Origin of the sequence: Mariprofundus sp. KV, from assembly GCF_013387475.1 — a bacterium.
GTDB lineage: Bacteria > Pseudomonadota > Zetaproteobacteria > Mariprofundales > Mariprofundaceae > Mariprofundus.
Genome location: NZ_VWNB01000001.1, coordinates 157,273 through 169,708 on the forward strand (window position 1 = coordinate 157,273; position 12,436 = coordinate 169,708).

Below are 12,436 nucleotides of genomic sequence, written 5' to 3' on the forward strand. Positions count from 1 at the left end.
ATGCACTACCTGCTTATACTCTCCCTGCTGATCCTCTCGCCTCTCTATGCTCAGGCTGAATCAACGCAACCTGCCGGCACACGCATCACTATCTCTGCCACGGCTGAAAGAGAGCTGCCCAATGATGAGGTGGTCATCACCTACCGTGTTGAACAAGAGGGCAAGGATGCCAACGCTATACGACAGCAGGTTAACCGGGTCACCGACCTGATTCATAAGCGTCTGCAAAAAGAGGCCGCGCTGAAGATCAAAACCACCAGCCGTAACATGCAGCCGGTATGGCACTATCCGAAAAATCAGCCACGCATCCGCACCGCCTGGCGCATGAGCCAGAGTGAAGAGATCACCAGCAGTAATCTGGAGGCAGTGCCGCAGTGGCTGGAGACGATTGAAGGCGAAGGCGCTCAGCTCTCCAACCTGCAGTTCAGGGTAAGTCGACAGCTCTCGTTGCAAACAGAGGAGGCACTTCGGCTTCAGGCCATCAGAACATTTCGCAGCAATGCCGTAGCACTGACCAACGGGCTGGATGCCGCCAGTTTCCGCATCATTCACCTTAACAGCAGCTCTCAGTCACCTCGCCCGGTGTTATATCGATCTGAAATGGCGATGATGGCCAAATCTTCCGATGCAGTCGCACCCTCTCTCTCTGCAGGAGAGGGAACAGTACGTATTACCGTCAATGGTGAAATCGAAATTCCATTCATTGATTTCCCGGCAAAATAAGTCACCTGCAGCAACCAGACTGACAAGCTTCGTTGTTTATGTTATTCTAACTAATAATATAGCTGTAAAACAGGGAGGGCTGGCTTGAAACAATCCAGAATCCTCATCGTTGAAGACCAGACCTCACTAAGGGGAGCATTTGTCCAGATTCTGGAGAATGCAGGTTTTCTCACCTGCAGTGCCGAAGGGTACGATCAGGCTATTGCCCTGATCGATTCATCCATTGATCTTGCTCTGCTCGATGTACAACTCGAAGGCCGGTCAGGCCTGGATATTCTCGCCTATATTCGCGAGAACCATCCCGATTGCCCATCCATCATGATCTCCGGCTATGCCGATAAGAAGAACACTATCGAGGCGCTGCGTCAGGGCGCTGTGGAGTACCTTGAAAAGCCCATCTCGGCGCACGAACTGGTTCATAGTATCAAGCACTGGATAGACTTTCGTGACCTGAAACAGGAGAACCAGCGCCTGCAGGATTTTCAGGCCATCTATCAACGACTCAAGGCCAATGAAGTTCAGATACGCATGGCCAACGAACGGCTCAATTTTCTTCTCACATCAACCTCTGCCGTTATATATGCATCCGGGGTATCTGAGCAGTTCCCGACAACCTTTATCAGTGACAACATTAAACGGCTGTGCGGCTATGACGCTGAAACGTTCACCAGCCATCCGGGGTTCAGACTCGAGTGCGTCCACCCTGATGATCTTGAACATGTTCACACGGAGCTTGAGCGCGGCCTGAAACGCGGCAGCAATCGCTTTGAATATCGTTTCCAGCACAAAGATGGCCACTACTTCTGGGTAGGTGATGAGATTCGGGTTGAGCAGAATAGCAGAGGGGAGGTTGAGTTTCTCGGTTTCATTGCCGATATCAGCCAGAACAAACAGAGTGAAACAAAGATCAGGCAGATGGCCTATACCGACCTGCTCACCGGCCTGCCCAACCGCAGCCTCTATTATGACCGCTTGAAACAGGCTATTGCACAATCGCACCGCAACAAGAGCAATATGGCCGTCCTGTTTATGGACCTGGACTACTTCAAACCTATCAATGATGAACTGGGCCATGAGTGGGGTGACAAAGCCCTCATCGAGGTGGCTACCAGGCTGCGCAGCTGCATCCGTGAGACCGATACCGTGGCGCGAATTGGTGGCGATGAATTCAGCATGATTCTGGGTGAAATCGATTCAGAAGAGTCTGCCTGCCTGATCGCCGAAAAGGTGATCAATCAGATCCGGAAACCGATGATGCTTAAAGGCACACACTATGTGCTTGGTGTCAGTATTGGTATCAGCCTTAAACCCGCTGAGCAGAGTGATGCGGAAACCATCATGCGACTGGCTGATGATGCCATGTATCAGGCCAAGGAGATGGGACGCAATCGCTACTGCATCTATCGCGACTCAAGTGATGGCATGCCTGATGAGCTGAATAGAGAATTAATCCTCGAAAAAGCGCTGCGGCAGGCAATCGCCAATCATGAACTGGTGATCTATTACCAGCCCAAGGTGGATCTGAAAGATGGTATCATCATCGGCACCCACGCCCTGCTGCGCTGGAATCGGGGTGATGCAGGCATGGTGCTGCCCGACCAGTTTCTGCCGCTGGCCAACAGAACAGGTCTGATCGTGCCTATAGGTGAGTGGGTACTGCGTCATGCCTGCCTGCAGAACAGAGCATGGCAGGAGTCAGGGCTGCCCATTGTACCGGTATCGGTCAACATCACTGCCGAGCAGCTGCGCCACTCCGATTTCAGCAGGCTGGTGGCATCCATTCTTGATGAGAGCAAACTCCCTGCCGAGATGCTACAGCTGGAGATCAGCGAAAATGATCTGATGCAACACGCCTCTGGCGTTCTGCAGAGCATGAATGAGCTCAATGCGCTGGGTGTGAAAATCACCATTGATAATTTCGGTGCCGGCTTCTTCTCGCTGCAGGCGTTGAAAGCCATGCCTGTGCACGAGCTGAAGATGAACCGCTCACTCATCAATCAGATCGGGAAAAGCTGTGACAGTGGTCAGGTTGCCAATGCGATCATCGCCATGGGCCACATCCTCAACCATCAGGTGGTAGCCGAAGGCGTGGAGACAACAGAGCAGTTAAGCTTCCTGCGCGAGCATGATTCTGATGGCATGCTCGGCTACCTCTCCAGCCCGCCGGTGCCTGCCGATGAGATTATTCAACAGCTGAAAAACAGGCGCTCAATGCTTAAAGCGTGAATCGTTGCGCATAAAAAAGGCGGGGAAAACCCCGCCTTTTCATATCAGGAATGCTCTGAATAACTACATCCCTGTAGCTATTCAGCACGCAAAGGAAAAAGTGTCATTACTCCTTTGCTCACAACATCAGGCACTGAGAGTACATGATGTTGGCAGGCCATCCATAGCCTGCTCGGATACGCTGACTTGTTCAGAGTATCCTTAGATCAAATACAATTAGCTGCGGCTGGTAACTTCCAGAAGGTGATAACCGAACTGGGTCTGAACCGGCCCCTGCACGGTGCCAACCTCGGCAGAAAAGACCACTTTATCGAATTCGGGAACCATCATGCCAGGGCCGAATTCGCCCAGATCGCCACCATTACGACCTGACGGGCAGCTGGAATTATTGCGTGCGATTTCAGCAAAATCAGCGCCACCTTCGATAGCTGCTTTCAGTTCATTACACTTCTCTTCGGTATCCACCAGAATATGGCGGGCAGTTGCTACGGTCATATCTACTCCGTTTTTCAGATTTTTCCGGACACTAACAGCTTAAAAGCCACGTTCAAATTTGAGCAGTCTCTTCTTCCACTCAAGACCACAGGCGAAGCCACCCAGACCATCGCTTGCGATCACGCGATGACAGGGAATCAGGACAGGCAGAGGATTGGCCCCCAGCGCCTGCCCCATAGCCCGCGCAGATGTGTGCAGCGTTTTGGCAAGCTCGCCATAGGTGCGCACCTCTCCGGCCGGAACCTTTAACAGCCCCTCACGCATCATCATCTGGAAATCAGTGGCCGGCTCTGCCAATGGCGGCAGGGGAATGTTTTGACGGCTGAAGTAAGCATCCAACCAGTGCGAGACCGGATCACTGTGAGTCCTCATATCACTGGCCGCACGCTCATCCAGCCAGAGATGCAGACAGCGCTCACCATCCCACTCGTAAGAGATCGGCCCTAGAGGAGCGTCGTAGAGGTAAATCATTTTCAAATTCTACGCCGCATGGGAGAAGAGAACATCCATTTTAATATTCAGACTATCACTGCATCCATGCCTGCCATTAGTCTGGCCGCATGGACTGGCCTCTCTTTTTCTCCGCCCTGATCTCCTCCACCCTGTTTCCCGGAGGTTCGGAAGCGCTGCTGCTCTATCGGCTGAATGAAGGCGGCAATGTTGTGGCATTGGTTTGCATCGCCACCCTCGGCAATGTGCTGGGCAGCCTGATCACCTATGGCATGGGACGGCTCGGCAATGAGGCCGTGCATAAGCGCTGGTTAAGAATCTCTGAGACACAGACTGAAAAAGCTGAACAGTGGTTTAAGAGGTATGGCAAACCATCGCTGCTGCTGGCATGGCTGCCGGTTGTTGGTGACCCACTCTGCCTGGTAGCAGGACTGATGCGTTGTGGCATCGTCCCATTTCTGATTCTGGTTTCAACAGGTAAACTGATCAGGTATGCCGTGCTGGCACTGCCGTTTATTGAATCTTAAAGACCAGCCTCTCGGCGCAGCTCACTGACATACGCCATCGGCAGTTTATGCTCAATCAAACCATCAATAACAAAGCTGAGGTACTCCGGTGTGGGAGGATTAGCGGTGATCAACCGGGATTGGTAGCTCCATGCCGTCCGTTTCTCTCCTTCCAGCTCCACCTCAATCTCAATACGCTGATACCCCGTCTCCAGACGATCGAGCTGTTTCCACTGCTTTGATTTAATCTCATACAATACGCCGTATACCTGTGCCGCCTCCTGCTGCATCAGATTGGCTTTACCGGAACCATCCTTGCCCAGTTTGTTACAGCACCAGATAAAACCATCCAGCCGGGCCATGCCGAGAGCTCTGGCTGAGGGCACCCGAGCCAGCAACCTGCGGCTCGACATATTGGAGCCGTAGGCGAAGTAGAGATCCCGCTTGGCCTGGAAAATCATGAAACCAGCTGTAGCCAGAAGGGTAGTGTTAGCAGTGAGAGCAGCGTGGTCACCGTCACCGCCTCTGCGTAGAGCGTTGTATCGAGTTTAAACCGGTCACAGATCACCAACCCCAGAACCATCGTTGGCATCGCCCCCTCAATCACTGCAGGCGCAAGCAATTTTTCCGGCAACCCAACGCCGATTGAAGCGCCCCATGCAATCAACGGCATCAGAAGCAGCTGAATCAGCACCACCGGCAACAGCACCGGCATGCGGCCAATCCATCCAGCCTGCCAGCGCAGAGCCATACCCACAGAGAGCAGCATCAGCGGCACCACCGCCGCACCGAGTATTGACAGCGCCCTCTCCAGCCACTCTGGCATGGGCACCTGAAACAGACTCAACAGCAGCGCGCCAACAGCGGCCCACAGAGCGGGCACCTGTAGCAGTGAGGTCAGAGGATGCATGCCTTTTCCGGATGAACCGTAATAACCGGCCACCATAATGCCGACGGTAAACAGGATTGGTGTACTGGCCAGAAGATCAAACTGGATCGCCACCATCTGCGACCACTCACCAAAGGTTTGCGTCAGCACAGGTAGTCCAAGATAGGAGAAGTTACCAAAAGCGGAGGCCAGAAGCAGTGCGCCCACTGCCCGATTGGGCGTGGCACTCTTCATAAACGCCCTGACCAGATGACCACTGGAGTAGATCAGAAATGCTGCGAGCAGAGATAGCAGAACACTGATCGCGGAGACCAGCGGCACCCGCACCATGTTGATATCAACCGGCACCTGCCAGAGCACATGCAGCACAAGTGCAGGCAGAAACAGCTGATAGACAGCCTTGGCAAGATGAGAGCGGATGCTCTCGGCACTGCTATCACCAAGAATCAGTCGCCAGATGATACCGGCAACCATGATGATGGCCATACCAAGAAGAACATTAAACATCATTGAACACTACATGCCAAATGAGCCCGCCTCTATTTCGCATGGAGAATGGCAGACAGGTGGGGTTTGAGTTTTCTGACAAAGGGGCCGCTGCCGAATTAGACCTTGTACTGGCGCTGCAGATCACGTCTGACGTCACGCTCTTTCACATCATGGCGCTTATCGTGCATTTTTTTACCACGAGCCAGCCCGATCTCCAGCTTGGCAAAACCGCGTTCGTTGAAATAGAGCTTTAACGGCACCACCGTTAAACCCTTCTCTTTCAGCTTGCCAACCAGACGTTCCACCTCTTTTTTGTGCATCAGCAGCTGCCGGGAACGGGTGGGATCGTGCGGATTATTCATCGCCGCAGGCTTATAGGGGCTGATATGACAACCAACCAGCAACACCCGATCTTTGCGGACAATGCAGTGGGCTTCAGCCAGATTAGCCAGACCATTGCGGATAGATTTCACCTCTGGACCGGTCAGGATCATACCGGTCTCATAGGTTTCCAGAATGTGATATTCGTGCCGGGCACGTCGATTTACAATAGCCATGTGCGAATGCTAACCCGAATTCCTCAAGTGACCAGCACAGGAACTTAAAAAACAATACAACCCACGGACGGGTTGCCAAAATCATGCGTCATTTAAGCATGCTTTTGTGAGCAAAGGGAAAATGATGCGTGCCATCTTGGCACTTACTCTTCGAGCCGCCAGAGGCTGTCCAAACGGCTCCTGCCTTTTTGTGACACTTTTTCCTTTGCGTACTGAACTGGTGCATGGAAGCACCTGTTCAGATCTAATCAATAACCACCCCAGCGTTTCTTTTTGCGCAGGCGCACATAGGGAAGCAGCAGCCCGAGCAGAACTCCGATAAGAATGGCGCCACCACCGAGCATAAACCAGCGCTGATGTGCGCTACTGGTAATGTCATCGGTCTCCTGGCGGAACTCCAGGAGCTCCTTTTTCGAGGCTTCAGCTTCGCTTTTCAGCAGCCTGTTTTCGGCGATCATCTCAGCCGCTTCTGCCGCCGTCTCCTTCAACAGTGCCAGCTCTTTCACAAGGTTGCTGTTTTCAGACTGCAGACGATTTCGCTCCCGTTCAGCCAGCACCTTCTGCTTCTTCAACTCACCCAGCTGACTCAACTCCTTCTCAAACTGCTCCAGACGATCCCGAGCCGCAGGCACCTTCATCAGATAACGGCTTAAAATCCACCCCTCTTTTCCATCCGAGCTCCTGATATGCGAGTAACCTTCGGCCGACTGCCCCAGCAACTCCACAGCTGCACCACTGGGCAGCAGCCGTACAATTTTATGGCCTGTACTCTGACCTGCACGCATCGGAAACTTGGCCTGATCAACGATATATCGCGTCTCAGCCTGCGCACCGCCTGCAAACGCAAAGAGTAAAAAAAGTACAACTGCAATCCTCATAAAGCTCCGTCTCCCTCATGGATAATTCGCTGAGTATCGTGGTTTTTTACCGGAAAATCCAAGCCTTTAGCAAAGCACCCCCGTTTTCACGCAATCCCGTCACAAAATGCGTAAAAACGAGGCGCTTGCCGATCATTAATCCCTTCTCTACACTGCTGCTTCAGGGCAAGGGAGTTTTACCAACATGAAGTTCAGATTTTTGCTGCTTTCTTTTATACTTTTGTTGTCATCGTGTAGCACGATTGAGGCTATGTTCGGGCCAGAAACCGTCCAATCGACCCGTGGCGATGTAATGACCGAAAATGATCAGCTGGAGACAGAGATCTCTTCTCTCCGTCAGGAGCTCAAGCAGCTTGAGCAGGAGATTGCCGCCCAGAAAGCCGGTGAAGTGGCACGTCTGGAAGCTGAAGCTCAGGCAGGCATGGCCAGCAGCAGCTCTATCGCCAATGACCGTCTCTGGGTCACCGTATCCTTCCGCTCCGGTTATATGGAGCTGACCAGACAGTCTCGTAGCGCACTTAAACGCCTGGCTGAAAAGTTCCTCTCCAAACCACGCATTCAGTCACTGGATGTGCGTGGCTTTACAGATGATGAACCTATTGGCGGCTACGCCCACAACAGACACAATCCACGCCACCCCTACAAGAGCAATCTGGAGCTGAGTCAGGCTCGTGCAGACAATGTTGCCTCTGCTCTGGTCAGTGCAGGCATCCCTCAAAGCTCCACCCATGCTGAAGGTTTTGGTGCCACCAATTTCGCTGCAGATAATGCAACAGCTGAAGGGCGCGCTAAAAACCGTCGTGTTGAGATCCATCTTGTAAAAAAATAATTCCCCGGATTGACTGAGTGGCCCGGATAAAACCGGGCTATTTTTTTGCCGGAAACAGTGCTGAAACAGAGGGGAAAAAGTCATGTCAGAGCAGAAACAACTAAGTGACACCATTCGTGATATCGGATTTCCGATGCTTATTGCCATCACCGCCCTGCTTCTTGTTCTCATCTCCGGTATTGTAAATTATCGTCAGAACAATCTGGCCGATATCGAAAGCGGACTAAGAGACACCAGAGATCAGCTGCAGCTGGCCAAGAATGATATCGCGGATATGAAGGTTAGAACCCTGCAGCAGCTGGTGGAGGCCGAGCTCACCATCAGAAACAGGGACAAACTGCTGGATGAGAAGGATGAGCTAAGTGACAAACTCAGCGAAGCCAATCGCCGAATCAAGGAGCTGGAAGAGCAGGTCAGGGAGCTCGACCGTGCGCTGGAGAGCAAGAAAAACCAGCCCTCCACTGTAACAAAAAAACCGCAAGCCACAGCAAAGAAAAAAGCTACTGTAAAAGCTGAGAGCAAACCCAAACCTGCAGCAGAACGCAAGGTGGCAGCTGTGAAAAGCGCTCCTGCAGCCGATAAGAGCCCTGCCATTGAACAGGCCAATGCAGTAACTCCGACTACAGACACGGTGCCTGCGACTCAACAGCCGTTGGCTGTCGAGACCCCTCCTGTTGATATAGAGCCACAGAGCAAACAGGCTGTGACGGCTGAAAAGCCGCAACCTGCAGACGTTGCAGCTGAGGCAAAACCTTCAGAGGCTCTGGCTGATCTGGATATTTTCACACAGAATATTGCCTCATCACTACAGCAGAGTATTGGCGACACGCTGGCAAAATCGGGCTTTAAGGCCAAGTTTCCGGAAAAGCGCCAATCGATGAAAATGACCAAAGAGACCACCGTCTTCTACTATGCCAAGAGTTACAAACCTGTCGCAGAACAGCTGGTTAAAAACCTCACTGATATCACCAAAGGTAAGGTCATTCTGAGAAAAGGTGCCAGCCCATTCAGCAAGAATAAGATCATCGCTCATATCATTGCCGAGTAGCATGAGCATCTACTCTCGATGAGCTGGCAGAATCCGGACGATTCAACCGTCACACGAATTCTCAGCGAGGCCAAAACAGTCGCTGTCTACGGCTGTTCATCCAAAGAGGATCGCACCAGCCATAAAATTGCCGCATTGCTGATTCAGCAGGGTTATCGTGTCTACCCTGTGCATCCGACAGCAAAAACTATTCTCGGTCAGCAGGTCTATCCCGACCTCGCCTCTATCCCCGAACATGTGGATATTGTTAATCTGTTTCGCCGGGCTGAATTTACGCCGGAGGTGGCACGACAAGCGGTGGCCATCGCAGCAGGAAGCCTCTGGCTGCAACTGGGCATTATTAATATTGAGAGCTGGAAGATCGCCACCGATGCTGGCATGGACTGCATCATGGATCGCTGCATCGCAGTAGAGTATCAGCGGCTGATCAGGTAGCTCTCAGCAGTGAGGAGATCGCTCGTCTCGCCCTCTATTGAAGCGGAGACGTGATACAAATCATACCCGACCACGACAAACAGCCCCAGAGTTTGCTATAGTTGCAGTAACAACCTGATAAAGGAGGCTCTATGAAAGCAGTTACGATTCGATTAAGCGCCCTGTTTCTGGCACTTAGCCTGTTCAGCATACCACTTACAGCCGATGCCGCGAGCAAGACAGAGATCAATGCCAAGGTCAAATCGACCATAACCACCTTCTATTCACAGGTAAAATCAGGCAAGGAGTTGGCCAATAAAGCCGTGGCTATTCTTGTTTTCCCTGATGTGTTCAAGGCCGGTATCGGTATCGGTGGCGAATATGGTGAAGGCGCAATGCTTGAGGGTGGCAAAACCACAGGTTATTACAGCACAGCAGCCGCATCCATCGGCTTTCAGCTTGGTGCCCAGGTGAAATCTCAGATCATCATGTTCATGACCAAGCAGGCACTGAGAGACTTCAAGAGCAGCGAGGGCTGGAAAGCCGGCGTGGATGGCAGCGTTGCCCTGGTCACAATCGGTGCAGGTGGCGACATCGACTCCAACACAGTCAAAGACCCGATCATCGGCTTCATCTTCTCCAACAAGGGGCTGATGTACAATCTCACCTTTGAGGGTGCCAAGATCACCAAACTCGACAAATAACGCGAACTCGTCGGAACGCGTGCGGCTCGCACATGACAGCTGCCAGCCTGATAAGACGTGCTCGCGAAAGTCTATATCCACAAGAATGACATCTATTTAATCGCTGGTTATAATCAAACCATGCGACGCTTTTTTACTACCCTGTTCTCTGGATTATTATTTGCCTCTCAAGCCATTTCAGGCCCCTATGAGGATGGCGGCATCTCGCATTACAACAATGAGAGACTTTCTACCTATCTCGCAGAAACAGCCAAGGCGGCTGGTACCGGTGATGCTGTGGGCCAATTCAATCTCGGCTATCTTTACTCCAGAGGTTTTGGTCTCCCCCAAGATCCAATGAAGGCCCTGATGTGGTTTCAGAAATCGGCCGAACAGGGCTTGGCCCGGGCACAAAATCATCTTGGGCTGGCCTATATTGAAGCACGCGGTGGTGTTTCACAAAACTACAAAGAAGCGGCCCAATGGTTCCATAAATCAGCAGCACAGGGAGACGCTGAGGGAGCCTATCTGCTTGCAGGGCTCTACTCGGAAGGGTTAGGGGTGCCGCAAAGCCATGCCAAGGCCATGAAGTGGCACCTGCGAGCTGCCGAGCAGAACCATGCCTATGCCCAGCTCTCTCTGGGGCTTCACTACAGCAAAGGGCGCGGGGTGGAGAAGAGCAAAACTCTGGCTCACATGTGGTTTGATCTGGCTGCTCAAAACGGAAGTGACCTTGCTCGTGAATACGAGCACGAACTACTCCAAACGATGTCCGGTGAAGAGATCAGAGAAGCTGAGAGGCTACGCAACAAGTGGCTCGCCGAGCATCAGAGTCTGGAAGAGCACTATTTTGCAACACGCGATATGTTCAGCAAAAAGCTTGCAACAAAAGCAGCCGCTGATGAACAGCCAGCGTTAGCGGAGCTGGAAAAGCAGATAAGAGCCATCGTGGGGACGGTCAAGGTTGAAGGGTTCCCAGGGCAGGGCCATATCAATATCAGGACTCTTAAGGCTGAACCCGGCTACGCCCAAGTTGATGGGCTCAGATTCAACTCCAACCATGGAACGCTTTTCGTCACCACAGAAAGTCTTCTTAAACACTACATGGCCCAGTATCCGGAACTCCCGCAGGGCTTAGTAGAGATTTCCAGAAACGAGGATTTTTATCGGCGCGTTTTTCATGCGGACGCCGGAGTCATGCTCTATGCGGAAATACCGGTGAACCGGACGAAGGGAACCCCATTCGCACGGGCATTCCTGGGTGTCGGTGGACAAGATACGATTCCCTCCATTCCCAATGAGCTGTTTGTTTTTGTTGTAAAGGAAAAGCAGATTCGCCTGATTAATGCCTCCTCATCTACGGAGATATCCGACATCCAACAATGCAAGAGCAAATGGGACATCTCCCGCGCTAAGGGAGCTGATGCCCTTGCTAAGTATCATGCTTCGCAGAGTCAGGATCAGAAGGCCTATGAGGAGTATCGCCGCCAGGAAGAGGAAGGCGTTGCAGCCTATCGAGACTGTTTCATCAGAGAGACGGAAAAGCAGCCCTGGTTTGATTCCCAGAAAAATCAGGCTCACTCTTTGGTGACACGCCTGCAGAAAGAGTAGTTCGCCACCATTACCACTAAAAGCTTCTAATTTCTTTTTTGCATCGCCCTAGTCCGGCTTTAACCCTGGGCTTTCCTCAACCTCTCCCTGAGCATTAATCCTGAATTTCTTGGAACTCATTTTATGGGATGCTGTGGCAGAAAAGGTTGCCGATGTACCTCCACCGTTGATAGCTATCTCCTCTCTTCCTTTCAACGGAAGAGGATCTTCTCCGTAAAGCTGTTTAAAAGCAGTTTCCTGATCGCAGAAAATATCGTTGTCATTCTCTTCCCAGAATATCACGCAACCCGTATAAAAAGACCTCAAGGCATTCTTCATATACATATTGTAAGGAGGCGGATGCGGGGTGTAATTTGGATATAAAAATACGAACATAACAAGAAGCAACAACCCAGCCGTGCCATAAACCACTTCTCTCGCGAGTAAACCTTTAAAAGCCACAATAACCTCTATTTTTTGCTGGAACGCGGCCATTGCCTCATGACCTTTTCCTTGTGCAAAAAATAGCACTCCCACCTTTATTGCGCATCATCGCGGTGTCAGCTGCAATAGTTATGCGTCAGCTATTGGAGGTATATACCCACAAATAAAATAAGTAAGGCCTAGAATTGAAGTATAATTCGAGCTAAAATAGATTA

At 51.7% G+C, this 12,436-nt stretch carries 15 protein-coding genes; 8 read left to right on the forward strand and 7 right to left on the reverse strand.

What is annotated here, in order from left to right; translation table 11 throughout:
• Together F3F93_RS00885 and F3F93_RS00890 are read left to right on the forward strand one after the other, a co-directional pair.
• On the forward strand, positions 1-723 hold the full coding sequence (locus F3F93_RS00885) for an SIMPL domain-containing protein (protein WP_176957270.1): 723 nt from the start codon (positions 1-3) through the stop codon (positions 721-723).
• Positions 724-807: 84 nt separating this feature from the next.
• Complete coding sequence (locus F3F93_RS00890) at positions 808-2,949, forward strand: EAL domain-containing protein (protein WP_176957271.1); 2,142 nt, start codon at positions 808-810, stop codon at positions 2,947-2,949.
• A gap of 216 nt (positions 2,950-3,165) precedes the next feature.
• Here F3F93_RS00890 and F3F93_RS00895 read toward each other — a convergent pair whose 3' ends face one another.
• Together F3F93_RS00895 and F3F93_RS00900 are read right to left on the reverse strand one after the other, a co-directional pair.
• Positions 3,166-3,444, reverse strand: coding sequence for a peptidylprolyl isomerase (locus F3F93_RS00895; protein ID WP_176957272.1), 279 nt, complete (start codon positions 3,442-3,444; stop codon positions 3,166-3,168).
• Between the two features lie 39 nt (positions 3,445-3,483).
• Entirely contained in the window at positions 3,484-3,915 is a 432-nt protein-coding gene (locus F3F93_RS00900) for a methylated-DNA--[protein]-cysteine S-methyltransferase (protein WP_241696872.1), read from the reverse strand.
• Positions 3,916-4,004: 89 nt separating this feature from the next.
• Here F3F93_RS00900 and F3F93_RS00905 point away from each other — a divergent pair, with 89 nt between their 5' ends.
• Complete coding sequence (locus tag F3F93_RS00905) at positions 4,005-4,421, forward strand: YqaA family protein (RefSeq protein ID WP_176957274.1); 417 nt, start codon at positions 4,005-4,007, stop codon at positions 4,419-4,421.
• Here F3F93_RS00905 and F3F93_RS00910 read toward each other — a convergent pair.
• The 4 genes from F3F93_RS00910 to F3F93_RS00925 form a co-directional block, all read right to left on the reverse strand.
• Positions 4,418-4,861: a gamma-glutamylcyclotransferase family protein gene (locus F3F93_RS00910; protein ID WP_176957275.1), complete on the reverse strand. Its 444-nt coding sequence runs from the start codon at positions 4,859-4,861 to the stop codon at positions 4,418-4,420. The genes F3F93_RS00905 and F3F93_RS00910 overlap by 4 nt on opposite strands.
• Positions 4,858-5,796: an AEC family transporter gene (locus F3F93_RS00915; RefSeq protein WP_176957276.1), complete on the reverse strand. Its 939-nt coding sequence runs from the start codon at positions 5,794-5,796 to the stop codon at positions 4,858-4,860. The genes F3F93_RS00910 and F3F93_RS00915 overlap by 4 nt, the downstream gene beginning before the upstream one ends.
• A gap of 98 nt (positions 5,797-5,894) precedes the next feature.
• Positions 5,895-6,335 (reverse strand): SsrA-binding protein SmpB, encoded by a 441-nt coding sequence (smpB, locus tag F3F93_RS00920; protein ID WP_176957277.1) that lies wholly within the window; start codon positions 6,333-6,335, stop codon positions 5,895-5,897.
• A 248-nt stretch (positions 6,336-6,583) separates the two neighbouring features.
• Positions 6,584-7,213: a TIGR04211 family SH3 domain-containing protein gene (locus tag F3F93_RS00925; protein ID WP_176957278.1), complete on the reverse strand. Its 630-nt coding sequence runs from the start codon at positions 7,211-7,213 to the stop codon at positions 6,584-6,586.
• Positions 7,214-7,463: 250 nt separating this feature from the next.
• Here F3F93_RS00925 and F3F93_RS00930 point away from each other — a divergent pair, with 250 nt between their 5' ends.
• From F3F93_RS00930 to F3F93_RS00950, 5 genes are all read left to right on the forward strand, one after another.
• Positions 7,464-8,042, forward strand: coding sequence for an OmpA family protein (locus F3F93_RS00930; RefSeq protein WP_241696873.1), 579 nt, complete (start codon positions 7,464-7,466; stop codon positions 8,040-8,042).
• A gap of 82 nt (positions 8,043-8,124) precedes the next feature.
• Positions 8,125-9,090 carry a hypothetical protein gene (locus F3F93_RS00935; protein WP_176957280.1) on the forward strand — a complete coding sequence of 322 codons (966 nt, stop codon included), beginning with the start codon at positions 8,125-8,127 and terminating at the stop codon, positions 9,088-9,090.
• A gap of 18 nt (positions 9,091-9,108) precedes the next feature.
• On the forward strand, positions 9,109-9,525 hold the full coding sequence (locus F3F93_RS00940; protein WP_176957281.1) for a CoA-binding protein: 417 nt from the start codon (positions 9,109-9,111) through the stop codon (positions 9,523-9,525).
• A gap of 131 nt (positions 9,526-9,656) precedes the next feature.
• Entirely contained in the window at positions 9,657-10,208 is a 552-nt protein-coding gene (locus F3F93_RS00945; RefSeq protein ID WP_176957282.1) for a YSC84-related protein, read from the forward strand.
• A gap of 120 nt (positions 10,209-10,328) precedes the next feature.
• Positions 10,329-11,798, forward strand: a complete 1,470-nt coding sequence (locus F3F93_RS00950; protein ID WP_176957283.1) for a tetratricopeptide repeat protein — start codon at positions 10,329-10,331, stop codon at positions 11,796-11,798.
• 48 nt (positions 11,799-11,846) lie between these two features.
• On the opposite strand, the gene F3F93_RS00955 is transcribed toward F3F93_RS00950, so the two are convergent.
• Positions 11,847-12,314 carry a hypothetical protein gene (locus F3F93_RS00955; RefSeq protein ID WP_176957284.1) on the reverse strand — a complete coding sequence of 156 codons (468 nt, stop codon included), beginning with the start codon at positions 12,312-12,314 and terminating at the stop codon, positions 11,847-11,849.
• Positions 12,315-12,436 lie beyond the last annotated feature (122 nt).